Source organism: Phreatobacter sp., assembly GCF_051860605.1.
GTDB lineage: Bacteria > Pseudomonadota > Alphaproteobacteria > Rhizobiales > Phreatobacteraceae > Phreatobacter.
The window spans coordinates 345,834-364,815 of sequence record NZ_JBHYDR010000002.1; the positions used below are offsets into that span (position 1 = coordinate 345,834).

The 18,982-nt window shown below is 68.2% G+C and carries 22 protein-coding genes; 17 read left to right on the plus strand and 5 right to left on the minus strand.

Annotated elements, in window-relative coordinates; all coding sequences use genetic code 11:
- Positions 1 to 25: 25 nt before the first annotated feature.
- On the minus strand, positions 26 to 433 hold the full coding sequence (locus ACTIFS_RS04480; RefSeq protein ID WP_439572837.1) for a hypothetical protein: 408 nt from the start codon (positions 431 to 433) through the stop codon (positions 26 to 28).
- A gap of 120 nt (positions 434 to 553) precedes the next feature.
- Positions 554 to 1,303, minus strand: a complete 750-nt coding sequence (locus tag ACTIFS_RS04485; protein ID WP_439572838.1) for a thioredoxin family protein — start codon at positions 1,301 to 1,303, stop codon at positions 554 to 556.
- A 272-nt stretch (positions 1,304 to 1,575) separates the two neighbouring features.
- Between ACTIFS_RS04485 and dnaN the strand changes: the two genes are divergently transcribed.
- The 5 genes from dnaN (at position 1,576) to ACTIFS_RS04510 (ending at position 5,982) form a co-directional block, all read left to right on the plus strand.
- A complete protein-coding gene (dnaN, locus tag ACTIFS_RS04490) occupies positions 1,576 to 2,694 on the plus strand; it encodes a DNA polymerase III subunit beta (protein WP_439572839.1) in 1,119 nt (372 codons plus the stop codon).
- Positions 2,695 to 2,698: 4 nt separating this feature from the next.
- Complete coding sequence (gene folD, locus ACTIFS_RS04495; RefSeq protein ID WP_439572840.1) at positions 2,699 to 3,607, plus strand: bifunctional methylenetetrahydrofolate dehydrogenase/methenyltetrahydrofolate cyclohydrolase FolD; 909 nt, start codon at positions 2,699 to 2,701, stop codon at positions 3,605 to 3,607.
- 15 nt (positions 3,608 to 3,622) lie between these two features.
- Positions 3,623 to 4,678, plus strand: a complete 1,056-nt coding sequence (locus ACTIFS_RS04500) for a 2-dehydropantoate 2-reductase (protein WP_439572841.1) — start codon at positions 3,623 to 3,625, stop codon at positions 4,676 to 4,678.
- A 72-nt stretch (positions 4,679 to 4,750) separates the two neighbouring features.
- Positions 4,751 to 5,359 carry a nucleotide exchange factor GrpE gene (grpE, locus tag ACTIFS_RS04505; RefSeq protein WP_439572842.1) on the plus strand — a complete coding sequence of 203 codons (609 nt, stop codon included), beginning with the start codon at positions 4,751 to 4,753 and terminating at the stop codon, positions 5,357 to 5,359.
- Between the two features lie 5 nt (positions 5,360 to 5,364).
- On the plus strand, positions 5,365 to 5,982 hold the full coding sequence (locus ACTIFS_RS04510; protein ID WP_439572843.1) for a trimeric intracellular cation channel family protein: 618 nt from the start codon (positions 5,365 to 5,367) through the stop codon (positions 5,980 to 5,982).
- A 7-nt stretch (positions 5,983 to 5,989) separates the two neighbouring features.
- Here the strand turns inward: ACTIFS_RS04510 and lepB are convergent, their stop codons facing one another.
- From lepB to ubiE, 3 genes are all read right to left on the minus strand, one after another.
- A complete protein-coding gene (lepB, locus tag ACTIFS_RS04515) occupies positions 5,990 to 6,712 on the minus strand; it encodes a signal peptidase I (RefSeq protein ID WP_439572844.1) in 723 nt (240 codons plus the stop codon).
- Between the two features lie 72 nt (positions 6,713 to 6,784).
- A complete protein-coding gene (ubiB, locus tag ACTIFS_RS04520) occupies positions 6,785 to 8,353 on the minus strand; it encodes a 2-polyprenylphenol 6-hydroxylase (RefSeq protein ID WP_439572845.1) in 1,569 nt (522 codons plus the stop codon).
- 4 nt (positions 8,354 to 8,357) lie between these two features.
- Complete coding sequence (gene ubiE, locus ACTIFS_RS04525) at positions 8,358 to 9,113, minus strand: bifunctional demethylmenaquinone methyltransferase/2-methoxy-6-polyprenyl-1,4-benzoquinol methylase UbiE (RefSeq protein ID WP_439572846.1); 756 nt, start codon at positions 9,111 to 9,113, stop codon at positions 8,358 to 8,360.
- 98 nt (positions 9,114 to 9,211) lie between these two features.
- On the opposite strand from ubiE, the gene mutM reads away from it, so the two are divergent.
- The 12 genes from mutM (at position 9,212) to ACTIFS_RS04585 (ending at position 18,962) form a co-directional block, all read left to right on the plus strand.
- On the plus strand, positions 9,212 to 10,081 hold the full coding sequence (gene mutM / locus ACTIFS_RS04530; protein WP_439572847.1) for a bifunctional DNA-formamidopyrimidine glycosylase/DNA-(apurinic or apyrimidinic site) lyase: 870 nt from the start codon (positions 9,212 to 9,214) through the stop codon (positions 10,079 to 10,081).
- A 9-nt stretch (positions 10,082 to 10,090) separates the two neighbouring features.
- Entirely contained in the window at positions 10,091 to 10,708 is a 618-nt protein-coding gene (locus tag ACTIFS_RS04535; RefSeq protein ID WP_439572848.1) for a glutathione S-transferase family protein, read from the plus strand.
- 54 nt (positions 10,709 to 10,762) lie between these two features.
- On the plus strand, positions 10,763 to 11,509 hold the full coding sequence (locus ACTIFS_RS04540) for a dienelactone hydrolase family protein (protein WP_439572849.1): 747 nt from the start codon (positions 10,763 to 10,765) through the stop codon (positions 11,507 to 11,509).
- 15 nt (positions 11,510 to 11,524) lie between these two features.
- On the plus strand, positions 11,525 to 11,830 hold the full coding sequence (locus ACTIFS_RS04545; RefSeq protein ID WP_439572850.1) for a DUF6295 family protein: 306 nt from the start codon (positions 11,525 to 11,527) through the stop codon (positions 11,828 to 11,830).
- A gap of 236 nt (positions 11,831 to 12,066) precedes the next feature.
- Positions 12,067 to 12,201 (plus strand): 50S ribosomal protein L34, encoded by a 135-nt coding sequence (gene rpmH, locus ACTIFS_RS04550; RefSeq protein WP_439572851.1) that lies wholly within the window; start codon positions 12,067 to 12,069, stop codon positions 12,199 to 12,201.
- 45 nt (positions 12,202 to 12,246) lie between these two features.
- Positions 12,247 to 12,660: a ribonuclease P protein component gene (rnpA, locus tag ACTIFS_RS04555; protein ID WP_439572852.1), complete on the plus strand. Its 414-nt coding sequence runs from the start codon at positions 12,247 to 12,249 to the stop codon at positions 12,658 to 12,660.
- Positions 12,653 to 14,545, plus strand: coding sequence for a membrane protein insertase YidC (yidC, locus tag ACTIFS_RS04560; protein ID WP_439572853.1), 1,893 nt, complete (start codon positions 12,653 to 12,655; stop codon positions 14,543 to 14,545). Before rnpA ends, yidC begins: the two co-directional genes overlap by 8 nt.
- A gap of 4 nt (positions 14,546 to 14,549) precedes the next feature.
- A complete protein-coding gene (gene yihA / locus ACTIFS_RS04565) occupies positions 14,550 to 15,206 on the plus strand; it encodes a ribosome biogenesis GTP-binding protein YihA/YsxC (RefSeq protein ID WP_439572854.1) in 657 nt (218 codons plus the stop codon).
- A gap of 174 nt (positions 15,207 to 15,380) precedes the next feature.
- On the plus strand, positions 15,381 to 16,187 hold the full coding sequence (locus ACTIFS_RS04570) for an ABC transporter ATP-binding protein (protein WP_439572855.1): 807 nt from the start codon (positions 15,381 to 15,383) through the stop codon (positions 16,185 to 16,187).
- 5 nt (positions 16,188 to 16,192) lie between these two features.
- Positions 16,193 to 16,978 carry an ABC transporter permease gene (locus ACTIFS_RS04575; RefSeq protein ID WP_439573046.1) on the plus strand — a complete coding sequence of 262 codons (786 nt, stop codon included), beginning with the start codon at positions 16,193 to 16,195 and terminating at the stop codon, positions 16,976 to 16,978.
- Between the two features lie 48 nt (positions 16,979 to 17,026).
- Entirely contained in the window at positions 17,027 to 18,058 is a 1,032-nt protein-coding gene (locus ACTIFS_RS04580; RefSeq protein ID WP_439572856.1) for an ABC transporter substrate-binding protein, read from the plus strand.
- A 127-nt stretch (positions 18,059 to 18,185) separates the two neighbouring features.
- Positions 18,186 to 18,962 (plus strand): hypothetical protein, encoded by a 777-nt coding sequence (locus ACTIFS_RS04585; RefSeq protein ID WP_439572857.1) that lies wholly within the window; start codon positions 18,186 to 18,188, stop codon positions 18,960 to 18,962.
- Positions 18,963 to 18,982: the final 20 nt, after the last annotated feature.

The window sequence follows — 18,982 nt, forward strand, 5'->3', positions numbered from 1 at the left end:
TCCGGCGGCAGGCCGCCGGATCGGTTCAGCATTCACCGCGGCCGCGGCGATAGGGAGCGGCATCGTGCTGGCCGGCGGCCAGCGCGCGCACCGCATCGCCCTCGGTCCGGGCACCGGAAAAGGCGTTCTCGAACGCCACCACGCCGAGCGAGGTGATCGGGCCGGAATCGAAACGCACGCGATAGAGCCTGCGGTTCAGCCGCGGATCGTAGCCGACGGCTTCCACGGCCCTGACACAGAACTCGCCGACCGGAACCGTTCGGATCGACACCGTCTGGCGGTTGCGGCTGTCGTCAAAGCGCTCGAGAATCGGCCCGCCGCCATGGTCGCGATTGCCCCACTGGGCGGCGGCCGGCCCGGCCGCAAGGGCTCCGAGGCCGAGCGCCGCGGCGGCTGCGAGCGTGACCGGGCGGATCATCTTCAGTTTCGTCATCACTGTCTCCTGTTCCGACGAGGTTGGGGCCCCCTGGTCGTCCTGAGTGTCGCAGTGAGCGATAAAGGTTCAAGACGAGCCTAATATAGGTGCGCCTTCCCGCCGCGTTAAGGCGTCAGATCAAACGGCCACCTCCCGGCACCTGTGGGCGCTGTCCGGGCAACGCGACAGGATGCGATACTCGTCGACTGCCTCGTCCATCAGATCCGTGTAGGCCCTGAGCGCCTGTCGTTCGGCACGGTCGAGCGCGTCGAGTTCGGAGCGGATCGGCTGGAACGCGGCCTCGAAGGTGGCGCTGCGCTGCTCCATCTCCATGTCGTCGTCGATGCGGCCGGTCGCGCGGTCGGCTGCAAGCTTCAGTTCCAGCGCCTCCAGAGTCGGGGCTATCCGGTCGAGATGCGGCCGGAGCGCCCGGTTGGCCGGCTCGGTCATGTCATGGAACAGGCGCTTCGCCCTGGCATGGACCTCGTGGAAGAGATGCTCGGCCTCGCCGCACGGACCGGCGGCCGGCAGCCGCATGACCTTGCGCAGGCGCAAGCGCACAAGACGGGGGTCGTCGAGATCGGTGAGCCGGTCGATGAGCACTCCGTCCTCGAACACCAGGATCTGCGGGATGCCGGAAATGGCATGGTCGCGGCGAAAATCGAGGGCAAGATCGCCGTCCACCCGCGCAACCGCAGCCTTGCAGGCAAATTCGATCGCGAGCTTGTCGATGATCGGACTCAGCAGGCGGCAGGCCAGGCTCCAGGCGGTGGAATAGGCGATGACAACGAAACCGGGCGTCGAGGCGACCAGATGGCGCGCGCCGGCATCGTCGAGCGACGTGCCCGGAGGGCGGGGGCCGAAGCCGGCTGCGGTTCTCGTGGTCATGCTCATGCCCTTTCCAGATGTCCGACCGGCCACGGTTCACGCTGCGGTCGGTGCCGGCGTAGCGGCGACCGGCTTCGGCGGGCATTGCGCCGGGTTGCAGGATGTTGCGGCCGCTTGCGCAGCGGCCGTCCGGCCGTCCCGGTGATTTGCCGGGGGATGAGCCGGGTGGCATGCGGCACCGGCCTTGCAACGGAGTGAACGGCAAGCTTGACTGTCCGGCCTCTTTCCGGGCATCGGCTAGTGCCCGAACGTCCCTATCTGGAGCAGCATTGATGAAGGTGACCGTCGAGCGGGCCCAGCTCCTCAAGTCGCTCGGCCATGTCCATCGCGTGGTCGAGCGGCGGAACACGATCCCCGTGCTGTCGAACGCGCTGATGCGCGCCGAAGGCGCTTCGCTCAGGCTGAAGGCCACCGATCTCGATATCGAGGTTGTCGAGACCCTGCCGGCGGAGGTGGCGACCGGCGGTGGCATCACCGTTCCGGCGCACATGATCCACGACATCGTCCGCAAGCTGCCCGATGGGTCGCAGGTCCAGATCGAGACCGTCGGGGACAAGGGGACGCTGGCCGTGCGGGCCGGGCGCTCGCGCTTCACGCTGCAGACCATCCCGGAGGGCGATTTCCCCGACATTGCCGCCGGCGAGATGAGCCATCGCTTCGAACTGCCGGCCGGTCACCTGAAGCGCCTGATCGACAAGACACAGTTCGCCATCTCCACCGAGGAGACGCGCTACTACCTCAACGGCATCTACCTGCACGTTGTCGACAAGGGCGGCGCGGCCATGCTGCGGGCGGTGGCGACCGACGGTCACCGGCTCGCGCAGGTGGAGTTCGGGGCGCCCGAGGGGGCTGCCGGCATGCCCGGTGTCATCGTGCCGCGCAAGACGGTCGCCGAGGTGCAGCGTCTCGTGGAGAATCCGGAGGAGAGCGTGACGGTCGAACTGTCGACCGCCAAGATCCGCTTCCGCTTCGGCGAGACCGTGCTCACCTCCAAGCTGATCGACGGCACCTTTCCCGACTATGCGCGGGTGATCCCCGCTGCCAACGACAAGGTGCTGACGGTGGAGAAGGGCGAGTTTGCCGCTGCCGTCGATCGCGTCTCCACGGTGTCCTCCGAGCGCGGCCGGGCCGTGAAGCTGTCGGTTGCCGACGGGCGGCTGACCCTATCGGTGACCAATCCCGATTCGGGCAGCGCGACCGAGGAGATCGAGGTCTCCTATGAGGCCGACGCGCTCGATATCGGCTTCAACTCCCGCTATCTGCTCGACATCACCGGCCAGATCGACGGCGACACGGTAGAGCTCAAGCTCGCCGATCCCGGTTCGCCCACGCTGATCCGCGATCCGGCTGGTCCCGGCGCGCTCTACGTGCTCATGCCCATGCGCGTGTGAGGGCATGACTGCGGCCATCATCGACGGCAAGGCTGTTGCCCGCGAAGTGATCGCCCGGGCGACCACGCTCTCCGGCGCCTTCGTGAAATCCGCCGGCCGCCCGCCCGGCCTGGCCGTCGTGCTGGTTGGCGAGGACCCGGCGAGCCAGGTCTATGTGCGCAACAAGAGCCGCGAGGCGGAGGCCTGCGGCTTCCGGTCCGAGCAGCACAGCCTGCCGGCCGATACCTCGCAGGCCGACCTTCTGGCCCTCGTCGCCCGGCTCAATGGCGACCCCGGCATCGACGGCATCCTGGTGCAACTGCCCTTGCCAGGTGACATCGATTCGGGTGCCGTGCTGACCGCCATCGATCCGGCGAAGGACGTCGATGGCTTCCACCCGGTCAATGTCGGCCTGATCGCCAGTGGCGAGACAGCGCGGGCGCTGGTCCCCTGCACGCCCGCCGGCGTCATGATCCTCATCGAGGGCGCTACCGGCCGTTCGCTTGCCGGCCGCCATGCCGTGGTGCTCGGCCGCTCGAACATTGTCGGCAAGCCGGTCGCCCAGCTTCTCCTCCAGCGGGACGCGACCGTCACCATCGCCCATTCGCGCACGCATGACCTGCCCGAACTCTGCCGGCAGGCGGATGTGCTGGTGGCCGCTGTCGGTCGCCCGCGCATGGTGCGCGGCGACTGGGTGAAGGAAGGCGCCGTTGTCATCGATGTCGGCGTCAATCGCATTCCGGCGCCCGAGCGCGGCGAGGGCAAGACACGGCTCGTCGGCGATGTCGCGACCGACGAGGCCATGGAGCTGGCCTCCGCGATCACGCCCGTTCCGGGGGGTGTGGGGCCGATGACGATTGCCATGCTCATGGCCAATACGGTGACGGCCGCGCATCTGAGGTCCGGCCTGCGCCGTCCCGATTTCACGCTCTGACCACGGGAGGTCGCGATGGCTGTGCCGGCCGGTCGTCCCGCGTTCATCGTTGTCGGTGCCGGCGCCATCGGCTGTCATGTCGGCGGGCGGCTGGCAGCGTCCGGCGCGCGCGTGGTCTTTCTCGCCCATGATCGCAGCCGCATGGCCCTTGCCGCGCGCGGACTGTCCGTCACGGATCTCGACGGCTCTCGCTTCGACCTTGCCCCGCAGAGCCTGCACCTGGCCGGAACCCCCGCCGAGGCAGCCCTGCAGGCAGGCGGCGGGCCCTTCGTCCTCCTGTGCGTCAAGGGCCCCTCGACGGAGGCCGCGGCGGCTGGGATTGCCGCTGTTCTTCCTCCCGGGACACCGGTCCTGTCGCTGCAGAACGGCGTGGATAATCCCGCCCGCATCCGCAGCGCCGCGCCCGGTCTCGTCGTGCTCGCCGGCATGGTGCCGTTCAATGTGGCGCTGAGCATGGAGGATGGCGCGCCTGTCACCGCCCATCGCGGCACTTCGGGCGATCTCCACGCCGAGGACCACCCGGCCGTGCGGGCCGTGGCACCCGCTTTTGCAGCCGCCGGCCTGCCGCTGACCCTTTCGTCCGACATGGCGGCGGTGCAGTGGGGCAAGCTCCTTCTGAACCTGAACAATCCGGTCAATGCGCTGTCCGGCCTGCCATTGAAGCGCCAGCTTCTCGACCCGGACTACCGGCGCGTGCTGGCCGCCCTGCAGGCCGAGGCGCTGGCCGTCATGAAGGCCGCCGGCATCCGCCCGGCAAAGATTGGCGCCGCCCCGCCAGCCCTGATCCCGACCATCCTGCGCCTGCCGACCTGGGCCTTCTCGCGCATCGCCGCCAGCATGCTGTCCATCGACGAGCGTGCCCGCTCTTCCATGCTCGACGATATCGAGGCCGGCCGGCCGACCGAGATCGACGACCTGTGCGGCGCCATCGTCCGGATGGCGGAACGGGCGGGAGCGGCTGCGCCCCTGAACAGTCTCATGATTGAATGGATCAGGCATCTGCGCGCGGGCGAGCATGCCGCAGGCGCTGACCTGCTCGCCCGCATTGCCGGCCCGAAGGCTCCCCTGTGATCACGCAGCCTTGATTTCTGCGCGCGAAGCCTCGATATCCGGCCCAACCCGTTCCATGACAGGCGAGACGCCATGACCGATCCGAAGGACACGCGCACGGAAGCGCAGAACGACGACATGATGGCAGACGAGACGCCGGCAGGCGCAGCAGCGGCTGACGAGATTGCGCCGGTCGATCTCATCGAGGAGGTGAGGGCAGAGGCGGCGATGATGAAGGATCGCCTGCTGCGCACGCTTGCCGAGATGGAAAACATCCGCAAGCGCACCGAGCGCGAGGTGGCCGATGCCCGCACCTATGCGGTCAGCAGCTTTGCCCGCGACCTGCTCAACGTGGCCGACAACATCCGCCGCGCCTTCGAGAGCCTGCCGGCCGAGGCGCTGCCGGCCGACGGTCCGCTGAAGGCCTTTGCCGACGGCGTCGACCTCACCGAGCGCGAATTGCTGAAGACCCTGGAGAAGCACGGCATCCGCCGGATCGAGCCGGACGGCCAGAAATTCGATCCCAACCTGCACCAGGCCATGTTCGAGATGCCGAACGACCAGGTGCCCGCCGGCATGGTCGTCCAGACCGTGCAGGCCGGCTACACGATCGGCGAGCGCGTGCTGAGGCCAGCCCTCGTCGGCGTCTCCAAGGGCGGGCCGAAGGTGGCGCCGGCGCAGACCCCGTCCGAGAGCAAGTAGGGGCGATGACCGGGCTCCTGCCCTGGCTGGAATGGGCAGGCGTCGCGGTTTTTGCGCTGACCGGCGCGCTGGTGGCCGCGCGCAAGCAGATGGATCCCTTCGGGTTCGCGCTGCTCGGCACGGTCACCGGCATCGGCGGCGGAACGCTGCGCGACATCCTGCTCGGCATCCGGCCGGTGCCGTGGATCCTCGACCCGACCGTCGTGGTCATCTGCCTCGTCGTCTCGCTCGCAGCGTTCTTCACCGCGCATCTGTTCGAGCGCGAGGGCCGGGCCAAGGCGATCCTGTGGGCCGACGCGCTGGGCCTCGCCCTGTTCACGGTTACCGGCACTGCCAAGGCCCTCGGCGCCGATGCCCCCGCCATTTCCGCGGTGATGCTCGGCGTCGTCACGGCGACGTTCGGCGGCATCATCCGCGACATCCTGGCCGGCGACGTGCCGCTGGCGCTGCGCCGCGACATCTACGTGACCGCAGCCTTGGCGGGAGCCATCGTCTTCGTTCTGGCCAACCGACTGCTGTCGCCCGAGGTCGATGACCTGCTCGGCTTCGCGGTGGTCTTCTTGATCCGCGGTCTCGCCATCGCGCGCGGCTGGTCGCTGCCGCAATATGGCGGCAGAGGCTGACGGACGGTCAGTCCACCCGTTCCAGCAGCCGCCGCGGCGCGCAGCGCAAACCCGCTTCCCCCGCACAGCTCGCAAACGAATAGAGGATGGCGTCGGCCCGCCCGACCAGGTTCTCCACCGGTACGGACCCCATCGCGGCAAAGCGGCTGTCGGCGGAATTGTCCCGATTGTCCCCGAGCATGAAGAGCCGGCCCTCGGGCACCACCAGTTCGGCCATGTCGGAATCAACCGGACGCCGGTCGCGCAGGATCACCGTGTGCGGCCGGCTTGAGCCGGGAAGCATCTCCCGATAGGCGGTGACGGCGACAACCGCGCCATCGGTGGTCCGGTAGGTCCAGCGGCCCGACTGGGTGAGCGGCACTTCCTCGCCGTTCAGCCAGACCCTGCCGTCGCGAATCGCAACCCGGTCGCCGGGCAGGCCCACCACGCGCTTGACGAAATCCTCGCCCGACACGGGATGGCGGAAGACGGCGACGTCCCCGCGACCGGGCATGGCGGCAGGCACCCGGCCGGTCTCGCCTGGAAAGCGCGGCAGGTAGTCGCCGCCCACCAGCGAATAGCGGCTGTAGCCGAAGGGATACTTCGTCGCGGCCACGCGGTCGCCGATCTCGAGCGTCGGAACCATGCTCTCCGACGGGATGTGATAGGTGGCAAACGCGAAGGATCGCAGCACCACCACGATGACCAGCGCGCTGAACAGCGTGTTGGCGAGATCGCGAAGCTTCGTCATGTGGCCCGTCTTGTGGGGGATGAAGCCGCTGGATGCCTGTGGATTGCGGCTGACTTGCGGCGGAAGCCCGGCCTATCGCCAGATGAGGTGCGCGGCGAGCAGGAGCGCGATGGCCCAGAGGGCCACGGTCGAGGCACGGTTGCGCCGGGCTTCCGCCTCGCCGATGCCCTTGAGCGAATCCGGGGCGAGCACGAAGCCGTCCTTCGTCAGCTCGTCGATCCGCTCCGACAGCATTGCCGCACGGCCGAGCAGGGCTGGTGCCTCGGAAATCACCCGGCCGACCGTGCGGGCCCCTTCGCCCATCTCCTCGATGCGCCCGACGGGCCCGAGATTGCGCGTGATCCAGTCGCGCACCACCGGTTCGGACGTCGTCCAGATGTCGAGGCGCGGGTCCAGCGACCGGGCGACGCCTTCGACCACCACCATGGTCTTCTGCAGCAGGATCAGTTCGGTGCGCGTCTTCATCTCGAAGATGCCGGTCACCTCGAACAGCAGGGACAGGAGCTTCGCCATCGAGATCTGGTCGGCCGTGCGCGAATGGATCGGCTCGCCGATAGCGCGGATCGCCTGGGCGAACTCGTCGATGGAATGGTGCCCCGGTACATAGCCGGCCTCGAAATGCACCTCCGCCACGCGCCGGTACTGCTTGGTGATGAAGCCGAGCAGGATCTCGGCCAGGAAGCGGCGCTCCTTCGGCCCGATCCGGCCCATGATGCCGAAATCCACCGCGACGAGATTGCCGGCCGGATCCGCGAACAGGTTGCCCTGGTGCATGTCGGCATGAAAGAAGCCGTCGCGCAGTGCCTGGCGCAGGAAGCTCTGGATCACGATCTGGCCCAATGCGCGGGCATCCACGCCGGCCTTTGCCAGGCCCTCCCGGTCGCCGAGGCGGATGCCGTCGATCCATTCGGTTGTGAGCACGGACTTTCCCGTGCGAATCCAGTCGACGGAGGGCACGCGAAAGCCGGGATCGTCCTTCGTGCGCTCGGCGAGTTCCGAGGCGGCGGCGGCCTCCAGCCGGAGGTCCAGTTCCATCCCCATCGAGCGGGCCAGCGTGTCGACCACGCCGACCGGCTTGAGGCGCCGGCTGTCCGGCACCAGCCGCTCGGCGAGCCGGGCGGCGAAATAATAGTCGGACAGGTCGGCGCGGAAGCGGTCGGCCACGCGCGGCCTCAGCACCTTCACGGCCACGTCGCGCAGGCTGTCGCCCTCGCGGACCGTAGCGCGATGCACCTGCGCGATGGAGGCTGCCGCGATCGGCGGGCCGAACGAGGCGAAGATGGCGGCGACGGGTTCCCCGAGGTTCTCGGCGACAATGCGCTCGGCCTCCGCCTGGTCGAAGGGCGGCACCTTGTCCTGCAGGGCCTCAAGGTCGGTGGCGATCGCGGCGCCCACCACGTCTGGCCGTGTCGACAGGAACTGGCCGAGCTTCACATAGGTCGGCCCGAGCCGGGTTAGCGCGGCGGTCAGCCGGTCGGCGCGCGTTCCGGTGCTGCGCCGTTCGATGAGGCGCGCGAGCCGTAAGGCCAGGCGGGCCGGCGGCGGCAGGGCCTCCGGATCGACGAGGCCGAACACGCCCTCCCGGGCGAAGACGAGGCCCGCACGCGCCAGCCGCAGGATATGGACGAAGCCGGTGATCACGGGCTCAGAGCTTCCAGCCGCCGGTGAGGCAGACGATGCCGCCGGTCATGGGTGTGATGTCGACGCGGGAGAAGCCCGCCTTGCGGACCATGCCGGCGAAGGTCTCGTTCCGGGGGAACTTGCGGATCGATTCGACGAGATACTGGTAGGGCTCGGCATCGCCGGTCACCATGCGCCCCATCGGCGGGATGACGTTGAAGGAATAGGCGTCATAGACCCGGTCGAGGCCGGGCAGCACGTCGGGCGAAAATTCGAGAACCAGCAGCCGGCCTCCGGGCCGCAGCACGCGGAAGGCCTCGTCCAGCGCCTGCTGGATGCGCGGCACGTTCCGGATGCCGAAGGCGATGGTATAGCCGTCGAAGGACGAGGCCAGGCAGGGCAGCGCCTCTGCATTGCCCTGAATGAAGGCGACGCGCTCGCCAAGGCCGCGTTGGCCGGCCCGCTCGCGGCCGACCTTGAGCATCTCGCCGTTGATGTCGCAGACCGTGGCGGAAGCGGCTGAACCCGCCGCGACCACCTTGAAGGCGACGTCTCCCGTTCCGCCGGCAACGTCGAGATGCCGGAACGGACGCTGCTTCGGCACGCCGAGACGGGTCACCATCACGTCCTTCCAGACGCGATGCAGGCCGGCCGACATCAGGTCGTTCATCAGGTCGTAGCGGCCGGCGACCTTGTGGAACACCTCGTCGACGAGCCCCTGCTTGGCGTCGAGATCGACGCGGCGAAAGCCGAAATCGGTGTCGGTGGGCGCTGCTGACATGAAAGGGTCCCGCGAATTCGGCCGGACCATAGCGGAAGCCTCCGGCCGGCGCTATGTCGGGGCAGGCCGGCCGATGCGGCCGGGAGACGATCAGCGCCATGCCGGAACTGCCAGAGGTCGAGACGGTGCGGCGGGGCCTGGCGCCGGTCATGGAGGGCGCGACCATCCTGGCCGCAGAGCTGCGCAGGCCGGACCTGCGCTTTCCCTTTCCCGAGCGCTTCGCCGAGCGGCTTGCCGGCCGGCGCATCGCCTCACTCGGCCGCCGCGCCAAATATCTCCTCGCCGATCTCGACGACGGCGAGGTGGTCATCATGCACCTCGGCATGTCCGGCTCGTTCCGGATCGAGGGCGCTGTGGTCGGCGACTTCCACCACGAGCGCTCGCGCGCCGCGGCCCATGACCATGTCGTGTTCCGCCTGTCGTCGGGTGCGACCGTCACCTACAATGATCCGCGCCGCTTCGGCTTCATGCTGATGGCTGCGCGCCCGGCGCTCGCCGAACATCCGCTCATCGCCCATCTGGGTGTCGAGCCGACCGGCAACGACCTCTCCGCGGAGCATCTGGCATCCGCCTTCCGCGGCAAGTCCGCGCCTCTCAAGGCCGCGCTGCTCGACCAGTCGATCATTGCCGGTCTCGGCAACATCTATGTCTGCGAGGCGCTGTTCCGCGCCGGCCTGTCGCCTGAGCGCGCCGCCGGCACGCTGGTGACGAAGGCCGGCAGGCCCACGGCCCGGCTGGAACGGCTGGTGCCCGTCATCCGGCAGGTGATCGCCGAGGCGATCGAGGCCGGCGGCTCGTCGCTGCGCGACCATGCGCAGCCCTCCGGCGAGCTCGGCTATTTCCAGCACAGCTTCCATGTCTATGACAGGGAGGGCGAGGCTTGCGTCACGCCCGGCTGCCGGACCATTGTTCGGCGCATCGTGCAGTCGAACCGCTCGACGTTCCTCTGCCCGACATGCCAGCGATAGGAACCGGTCATGCTGAAGGTCTGGGGACGGAACAATTCGTCCAACGTGCAGAAGGTCATGTGGTGCGTCGGCGAACTCGGCATCGCCCATGAGCGCGTCGATGCGGGCCGCCAGTTCGGCATCGTCGACGGAGCGGACTACCGGGCCATGAACCCGAACGGCAAGATCCCGACAATCGAGGATCAGGGCGTGGTCCTGTGGGAATCCAACGCCATCTGCCGGCACCTTGCCCGCAGGCATGGCCGGCTGATGCCGGCCGCCCTCGCCGACCAGGCCCGTGTCGACATGTGGATGGACTGGCAGCAGACCGAGCTCGGCATGGGGGTCGGACCGGTCTTCATCGGCATGGTGCGGACGCCGCCCGAGCAGCGCGACAATGCCGCCATCGACCGCGCGCGGAAACTCGCCATCGCCTCGATGAAGATGCTCGATGACGAACTCGGCCGGCATCTCTACGTGGTCGGCAACACCTTTTCGGTGGCCGACATTCCGATCGGCGTCATGGTCTTCCGCTACAAGGCGCTGATCCCGGAAAGCCCGGCCTATGCGCATGTCGACCGCTGGTATTCAGCGCTCATGGAGCGGCCGGCCTTCCGCGAGCATGTCACCGACATCCCGCTGACCTGACCCTTCGCTTGTCCGGCAGGCTGACGAGGGGCTGACAACGACAAGGGAGGAACCATGGCGTTCTATCGGGGCATGACCTGCGAGACGGTGACCCTCAGCGGCGACGGCGGCACGCCCGTCTCCGCCTATGTCGCCCGGCCGGAGGGCGCCGGGCCGTTTCCGGGCGTGGTGCTGATCCATCACCTGCCGGGCTGGAGCGAGCTCTATATCGAGACGACGCGGCGCTTCGCCCATCACGGCTACATCGCCATCTGCGCCAACCTCTACGAGCGGGCCGGCCCGGGCGATCCCGACGACGTCGCAGCCCGCGTCCGCGCCGAGGGAGGCATCGCCGACGCGCAGATGGTCGGTGACACGGCCGCGGCCGTCGCGTGGCTGCGATCCCAGCCGGGCCACAACGGCAAGGTCGGCCTGTTCGGCTCCTGCTCGGGCGGTCGCCATGCCGTCATCTATGCCAGCCGCAGGACCGACGTGGACGCCTGTGCGGACCTGTGGGGCGGGCGCGTCGTCATGGCCGCGGAGGAGCTCAACGGGAAGACGCCGGTTGCGCCCATCGACCTGACGGCTGACCTGTCCTGCCCGCTCATCGGCATCTTCGGCAATGACGACCGGGCGCCGAGCCCCGAACAGGTCGACCGCCACGAGGCCGCCCTGAAGGAGCACGGCAAGGCCTACGAATTCCACCGCTATGACGGCGCCGGCCACGGCTTCTTCTACTGGCACCGGCCGCTCTACCGGCCCGAACAGGCGATGGATGCCTGGGGCAAGGTCTTTGCGTTCTTCGGCCGTCATCTGGCCTGACGGGAGGCTCAAGCCATGTGCACGTCCATCGTCGAGATCGTCCCGGCCGAGGGCATGGCCAAGCGCGGCGAGGCCTGGTTCCCGCTTACGCAGGCGGTGGTGGCCTATGACCATGCGCGTCACGCGCCGCTGGACGACGTCATCACGCTCGACTTCGTCAATGCCGGGCTCGACCCCGGTGCGCGCGCCGGCATTGAACTGACGCTGGACAGCGCCCGTGAGTTGCGCGATGCGCTTGCGCGCGCCATCCTTGCCGCCGAGTTCGAGGAGGCGGAGGTCCGGGGCAAGACGGCCGCGCCCGGCTTGCGTCAGGTCGCCTGACGCCGGCGCTCACGGTGAGGCAGCCAGCCGGGCATTGTTCCGCGCCCTCGCGCGCTGGATCGCCCGTTCGGCGTCGGGTTTCTTGCCGCGTTGACTTTTCGCGCGGTCGCGGCCTATAACCCGCGCCGACTTGGGAGCGGCCCGCGCCCGAGAACGCTGTCCGTTCGCGGAAGGCGTCCCGCAGGCCGTTTCCGACATTTTCCGATCGAACGATCCAGACCGCGCGGAGACGTCCCGTGAAACGCACTTTTCAACCCTCCCGGCTCGTGCGCAAGCGCCGCCATGGCTTCCGTGCCCGCATGTCGACCGTTGGCGGCCGCAAGGTGCTGGCTGCCCGCCGCGCCCGCGGCCGCAAGCGCCTGTCCGCGTGAGCCGCTCCGGCCGAAGTCTCGGCTGAGTGGATCGGGGAGGCGCCGATGACCGATGCACCATCGCTCCGACGCCTCGTCCGCCGTGCCGACTTCGTCGCCTGTTCAAAAAAGGGCCGCCGTGTTCCCACGGCGGCCTTCGTGCTGCAGGAACGTCCGCGCGGTGATGATGCACCGCCCCGCTTCGGCTTCACCGTGACGAAGAAGACGGGCGGCGCCGTCGAGCGCAACCGCATGCGCCGTCGCCTCAAGGAGGCGGTCCGCCTGTCGGCGGCCGGCCGGGCCCGTTCCGGTTCCGACTATGTTCTGATCGCCAGCCGCGCCGCGCTGACCCGCCCCTTCGAGACCTTGCAGGTCGACCTTGAGGAGGCTTTGCAGCGCGCCGGCCGGCAGAGGCCGCGCGACGTGCCGCGCAGCCCCGCTCCCGAAACACCGACCGCATCCGGACGGACCGATGGCTGACAACCGCAACTTCATCCTCGCGATCGTGCTCTCGATCCTGGTTCTGGTGGGCTGGCAGTATTTTGTCGGCATGCCGCAGATGGAGCGCCAGCGCGAGGCCCAGCGCCAGCAGCAGCAAGCGCAGCAGCAGGCCGGTCAGGCACCGCAGCCGCAGGCGCAGGCGACGCCCGGAGCCCCGCCGACGCCCGGCGCGCCGCCGGCCCCCGCAACTGGCCAGACCGCGACCCCCGCAGCCCCCGGCGCAGCCGTTCCCGCCGCGCCCGCCCCGGCTGGTGCCGCCAGCCGCGAGACGATTCTCGCCGCGACCCCGCGTGTCGGCATCGAGACCCCGCGCCTGACCGGCTCCATCAACCTCGTCGGTGGCCGTGTCGACGACCTCGTTCTGACCAACTATCGCGAGGGGATTTCGCGCAACAGCCCGAACGTCGTGCTGTTCGCCCCGCAGGGCTCGCCGGTCGATCCGCTCCAGAACCGCCACCCGTTCTATGCCGAGTTCGGCTACGTGCCAGGTGCCGGAGCCGCCATTCCGGTGCCCACCAACCAGACCCTCTGGACCCAGCAGGGGACCGGCCGGCTGACGCCTGCAACGCCTCTGGTCCTGACTTGGGACAATGGCCAGGGCCTGACGTTCCGCCGCACCTTCGAGATCGACCAGAACTACATGATCACGGTGAAGGACGGCGTGACCAATTCCGGCTCCGCACCGGCCGTCCTCCACGCCTATGGCCTGATCTCGCGGCACGGCACGCCCCACACCTCGGGCTTCTACATCCTGCACGAGGGCCTGATCGGCGTGTTCGGCCAGGCCGGCCTTCAGGAGGTGAGCTATTCCGGGATCGAATCGGCTCCGAACCGGACCCAGACATGGAAAGCCGCGGGAAGCTGGCTCGGCATCACCGACAAGTACTGGGCGGCAACGCTGGTCCCTGATGCGGCGACCGAGACGGATGCCAGCTTCAAGTTCTTCCAGGCCGGGACGCTGAAGAGCTACCAGGCCGATTTCCTCAAGCCGGCCCAGACCATCGCGCCGGGCGGATCGTCCGAGACCGTGACGCGCCTGTTCGCCGGCGCCAAGGAGGTGCGGGTCGTCGACGGCTATTCCGACACCTACCGGATCGACCGCTTCGACCGGCTGATCGACTGGGGCTGGTTCTATTTCATCACCAAGCCGCTGTTCATCGTCATGGACTGGTTCTTCGTCCAGACGGGCAATTTCGGCATCGCCATCCTGCTGGTGACGCTGCTCATCAAGGCCCTGTTCTTCCCGCTCGCCAACAAGAGCTACGCCTCCATCACCATGATGAAGAAGGTGCAGCCGGAGATGATGGCGATCCGCGATCGCTACGCCGAAGACAAGATGAAGCAGCAGCAGGAGCTGATGGCGCTCTACAAGCGCGAGAAGATCAATCCGCTCGCCGGCTGTTGGCCCATCCTTATCCAGATTCCGGTGTTCTTCGCGCTCTACAAGGTGCTGTTCATCACCATCGAGATGCGGCACGCGCCGTTCTTCGGATGGATCCAGGACCTGTCCGCGCCGGACCCGACCTCCATCTTCAACCTGTTCGGCCTGCTGCCCTTCGCCGTCCCCGCCTTCCTGCTGGTCGGCATCTGGCCGATCATCATGGGCATCACGATGTGGGTCCAGATGCAGATGAACCCGGCCCCGACGGACCCGATCCAGGCCGCGTTCTTCAAGTGGATGCCGATCCTGTTCACCTTCATGCTGGCCTCGTTCCCGGCGGGCCTGGTCATCTACTGGGCCTGGAACAACCTGCTCTCGGTGCTGCAGCAGGGCCTGATCATGCGCAAATACGGCGTGAAGATCGAACTCTGGGACAATCTGCGCAGCATGTTCGGGCGAGGGCCGGCCAAGCCGGCCGGCTGAGGACATGGGCACCCAACCGGGCGATGACCTGATCGAGGCCGGGCGCAAGCTCTTCGCCCGGCCCTGGACCTTCTGGCGCGGCACGCCGGACATGAAGCATCTGCCGCCCATGGCCGGGGTGGAGATCGCCTTTGCCGGCCGCTCCAATGTCGGCAAGTCGAGCCTGATCAACGCGCTGGTCGGCCAGAACCAGCTCGCCCGCACCTCCAATACGCCGGGCCGCACGCAGGAACTGAACTTCTTCCATGTGACCGGCGACCAGGCCGTCGACCTCATCGTGGTCGACATGCCGGGCTATGGCTTCGCCGCCGCCCCCGAGGCCAAGGTGAAGGCCTGGACCGCGGTGATCCACGAATATCTCCGTGGCCGGCAGAGCCTTGCCCGCGTCTATGTGCTCGTCGATGCCCGGCATGGGCTGAAGCCGGTCGATACCGACGTGCTGGACATGCTCGACAAGGCCGCGGTCTCCTATCAGGTCGTGCTGACCAAGGCGGACCAGATCGACGCTGCGGCGCTGGAGAAGCTCGAGGTCGCGACGCTGGAGGCGCTGCGCAAGCGCCCGGCGGCCTTCCCCCAGATCATCGCGACCTCCAGCCGCAAGGGCGCCGGAATGCCGGACCTGCGGGCGGCCATCGCCCAGGTCCTGGCCGAGCGCGCCTGAGCCGGGCGTCGCGTCTGCACCGTGCGGCGCGCCAGCAGCAATGACCAGCGCTGCGACAGGTCTTCCCTTCTCAAGCCGATGTCCCGCCGATAATGTGCCCCGAGCCGGGAGACAATCCCGAAGGTCTGTGTCCGCCAGGTGGGCGCGCGACTTCAGAAACGCCGGGGAGGCGACGTGACAATTGCCGTGCACCTCAAGGGTGTTTCGGTCGCATACGCTTTGGCGGGCGGCGGAAAATACGAGGCGGTTCAGCCCGTCGACCTGTCGGTGAGGGACGGGGAGTTCGTGGCCCTGCTCGGCCCGACCGGCTGCGGCAAGTCGACCCTGCTCAATATCGCCGCCGGCCTGATACCGCCGTCCTCCGGCACCTGCGACATCTTTTCCGCGCGCCTGTCGGGCCTCAACGGACAGGCCGGCTACCTGTTCCAGCAGGACGCGCTGATGCCGTGGAAGACGGCCCTCGACAATGTCTCGATCGGTCTCGAGGTGGCAGGCCTCTCGCGCGCGGCAGCCTATGACAAGGCCCGCGCCTTTCTCGCCAGGGTCGGGCTTGCCGCCTTCGGCGACCGTTATCCGCATCAGCTCTCCGGCGGCCAGAAGAAGCGCGTGGCGCTTGCCCAGGTCCTTGTGCGCGAACCGAAGATCCTGCTGATGGACGAGCCCTTCGGGCCGCTCGATGCGCAGACGCGCCTGATCATGAGCGAGCTCCTGCTCGACCTGTGGCATCAGGACCGCAAGGCCGTGATGTTCGTCACCCATGATCTGGACGAGGCCATTGCCCTGTCGGACCGGGTGGTGGTCATGTCGGCTGGCCCCAGTTCGCGTTTCATCGGCGAGTTCGACGTCAACCTTCCGCGGCCGCGCGACATTGCCGAGGTGCGTTCCGAGCCGGCCTTCCACCGCCTCCATGCCGAGATCTGGGCCTGCCTGCGCGACGAGGTTCGCAAGACCTACGGCCTCACCGACAAGGGAGCCGCCTGATGCCGATCTCGCGTCCGAAGCTCCTGGCGCTGCAGGTTCTCGTCGCCGTCGCGGTCCTCGCCTTCTGGCACGTCATGACGCACTGGCCGCTGTTCGGCGACGTGCGCACGATGCGCTTCTTCTTCTCCACGCCCATCGACGTCATCGTGCGCGTCTACACGATGTTCGCCGACGGCTCGGTCTACCGGCACCTGTGGATCACGCTGATCGAGACCATTCTCGCCTTCATCATCGGGGCGACGCTCGGCATCGTCATCGGCTTCTGGTTCGCCCGAAAGCCGCTGGTTGCCGCCGTCTTCGACCCCTATGTCAAGATGATGAACGCCCTGCCGCGTGTCGTGCTGGCGCCGATCTTCGCCCTGTGGTTCGGCCTCGGCATCTGGTCCAAGGTCTGGCTCGGCGTCACGCTGGTCTTCTTCATCGTCTTCTTCAACGTCTACCAGGGCGTGCGCGAGGTGCCGCAGGTCGTGCTCGCCAATGCCCGCATGCTGGGCATGAACGAGCGTCAACTGCTGCGCCACGTCTACTGGCCGGCGGCCCTTGCCTGGCTGTTCTCCTCGCTCCACACCTCCGTCGGCTTCGCCGTGGTCGGCGCTGTGGTGGGCGAGTATCTGGGCTCGGCGGCCGGCCTCGGCTACCTCATCCATCAGGCCGAGGGCGTGTTCGACGTCACCGGCGTGTTCGCCGGAATGGTCATCCTGATGGGCTTCGTCATGGTCATCGACGGGGTCGTGACGCTGGTCGAGAAGCCCCTGCTTGTCTGGAAGCCGGGGGAGACTAAAACAGTCTGACATCAAGGTGCCGGGCAAGGCACCGCAACCCGATCGGGAGGACATACCATGGATCGCAGACAGGTTCTGTCGCTGATGGGCGCGGGCGCCAGCCTCGCCCTGCCGCTGCCCGCCGTCGCGCAGGGCGCGCTGGAAAAGCCCAAGGTGGTCCTGGGCGTCGGCGGCAAGTCGCTGCTCTACTATCTGCCGCTGACCATTGCCGAGCGCCAGGGCCACTTCAAGGAGTTCGGCCTCGACATGGAGATCAATGACTTTGCTGGCGGCGCGCGGTCGCTGCAGGCACTGGTCGGGGGGTCGGTCGACATGGTGGCCGGCGCCTATGAGCACACCCTGCGCATGCAGGCGCGCGGCCAGGACATCCGCGCCACCATCGAGATGTTGCGCTTCCCGACCATCGTCATCGCCGTCCGCAAGGCCATCGCGGACCGGGTGAAGTCGGCAGCCGACTTCAAGGGCCTCAAGGTCGGCGTCACCGCACCGGGATCCTCGACCTGGATCACCGTGGTCCATGCCATGTCGAAGCACGGCCTGACGGCTGCCGATGCCAGCTTCATCGGTGTCGGAGGCGGGGCGAGTGCGGTGGCCGCCATGAAGCGCGGCGAGATCGACCTGATCTCCCACCTCGACCCGGTGATTGCCAAGCTGGAGGCCGATGGCGACGTCGTCACGCTGATCGACACGCGTACGGAAGCCGGAACGAAGGCCCTGTTCGGCGCTACCAATCCGGCGGCCTGCCTCTACCTGCGCCAGGACTTCATCGAGAAGAACCCCAACACCACGCAGGCTGCGGTCAACGGCCTCTACAAGGCGCTGCGCTGGATCGACAAGGCAACGCCCGCGCAGATCGCGGATGCCGTGCCCGAACAGTACCACCTCGGTGACAAGGCCCTCTACATGCGCGCTGTCCAGTCCTCCAAGGAGGCCTATTCCAAGACCGGCGTGATGGCGCAGGACGGCATGAACGCGGTCTTCGCCATGCTGAAGGCGCTCGACAAGGACATGCAGACCGTCCCGGCGGACGTGGTCGGCAAGTCGTTCGAGGGGCGGTTCGCGCAGCGGGCGGCGACGATCGTCGGGTGAGGCGCGGGGGAACCGCCACCGGGCCAGCGCGGCGGCAGGCTCCGGGGCATGACCCGCGGAGCCTGCCTTCCGGAACAGCGCTTGTCTGCCGTGCGGGACGGAGGCGGCCCGACGCAAGGGTCTGGCCATGACGCCGGCACCGTTTCGTGACGACACCTGCGTCTACGAATCCACCTATCGCCGGTCTGAGGTCGCAGTTCCCGCCCTCTTCGGCGTGGTCGCACTGGTGGCCGCCGCCGCCGTCGCGGTCGTGCGGCTTGTCGAGGATCGCCATCTCGAGACCGCGGTGATCGCCCTGGCCATCACCACGGTCCTGCTTCTCGGCCTGGTGCTCGTGACGGCCTTTCGCGTTCATCGCTGGACGGTCGGACCGGGCGGCGTCGAGATCCACCAGCGCCCCAGGGTTCCGCTGACCGGCCTGTCCCGCAGGATCTGCGTGCCGTTCCCGGACATTGCCGCGTTCCGCAATGTCGAGAATGGCCTCGATCGGCTGATCGAAATCACCACGCGCGCGGGGCAGCGGTTCCGCCTGTCGCAGGCCATGACGGGAGGCCCGAGCGACCTTGCGCGTCCCGATCCCGGGGCGGACCTTGGCGCCTTTGCTGTGGCGATCCGCACCGCCGCAGAACGTGCCGGTCACGGGCTTCCCGCCACGGCGGAAGGGATGAGCTTCTGGAACGGGCCCATCGGCCTGGCGTTCCTCGCGGCCATGCTCGCCGTGTCGCTGGTGATCTCGGGCGGCGTCGCCTTCGCCCTGTGGCAGGGCATGACCACCGGTCCGCGCCCGCGCAGCGGCGAGGCGATCGCCATCCTGCTCCTGCTGCCGGTCGGTGCAGGCTATCTGCTGCTCAGATCGCTGAGGCGGCGCGCCGCCGTCCGTGCGTCGCAGGCCCGCAAACGGTAGCGCCCCGCCGCCGGCAGCCC

Bases quoted from the DNA above. Each gene is read 5' to 3' on its own strand.
- ACTIFS_RS04480 (WP_439572837.1), bottom strand. From the start codon at position 433: ATGACGAAACTGAAGATGATCCGCCCGGTCACGCTCGCAGCCGCCGCG.
- ACTIFS_RS04485 (WP_439572838.1), bottom strand. From the start codon at position 1,303: ATGACCACGAGAACCGCAGCCGGCTTCGGCCCCCGCCCTCCGGGCACG.
- dnaN (WP_439572839.1), top strand. From the start codon at position 1,576: ATGAAGGTGACCGTCGAGCGGGCCCAGCTCCTCAAGTCGCTCGGCCAT.
- folD (WP_439572840.1), top strand. From the start codon at position 2,699: ATGACTGCGGCCATCATCGACGGCAAGGCTGTTGCCCGCGAAGTGATC.
- ACTIFS_RS04500 (WP_439572841.1), top strand. From the start codon at position 3,623: ATGGCTGTGCCGGCCGGTCGTCCCGCGTTCATCGTTGTCGGTGCCGGC.
- grpE (WP_439572842.1), top strand. From the start codon at position 4,751: ATGACCGATCCGAAGGACACGCGCACGGAAGCGCAGAACGACGACATG.
- ACTIFS_RS04510 (WP_439572843.1), top strand. From the start codon at position 5,365: ATGACCGGGCTCCTGCCCTGGCTGGAATGGGCAGGCGTCGCGGTTTTT.
- lepB (WP_439572844.1), bottom strand. From the start codon at position 6,712: ATGACGAAGCTTCGCGATCTCGCCAACACGCTGTTCAGCGCGCTGGTC.
- ubiE (WP_439572846.1), bottom strand. From the start codon at position 9,113: ATGTCAGCAGCGCCCACCGACACCGATTTCGGCTTTCGCCGCGTCGAT.
- mutM (WP_439572847.1), top strand. From the start codon at position 9,212: ATGCCGGAACTGCCAGAGGTCGAGACGGTGCGGCGGGGCCTGGCGCCG.
- ACTIFS_RS04535 (WP_439572848.1), top strand. From the start codon at position 10,091: ATGCTGAAGGTCTGGGGACGGAACAATTCGTCCAACGTGCAGAAGGTC.
- ACTIFS_RS04540 (WP_439572849.1), top strand. From the start codon at position 10,763: ATGGCGTTCTATCGGGGCATGACCTGCGAGACGGTGACCCTCAGCGGC.
- ACTIFS_RS04545 (WP_439572850.1), top strand. From the start codon at position 11,525: ATGTGCACGTCCATCGTCGAGATCGTCCCGGCCGAGGGCATGGCCAAG.
- rnpA (WP_439572852.1), top strand. From the start codon at position 12,247: ATGACCGATGCACCATCGCTCCGACGCCTCGTCCGCCGTGCCGACTTC.
- yidC (WP_439572853.1), top strand. From the start codon at position 12,653: ATGGCTGACAACCGCAACTTCATCCTCGCGATCGTGCTCTCGATCCTG.
- yihA (WP_439572854.1), top strand. From the start codon at position 14,550: ATGGGCACCCAACCGGGCGATGACCTGATCGAGGCCGGGCGCAAGCTC.
- ACTIFS_RS04580 (WP_439572856.1), top strand. From the start codon at position 17,027: ATGGATCGCAGACAGGTTCTGTCGCTGATGGGCGCGGGCGCCAGCCTC.
- ACTIFS_RS04585 (WP_439572857.1), top strand. From the start codon at position 18,186: ATGACGCCGGCACCGTTTCGTGACGACACCTGCGTCTACGAATCCACC.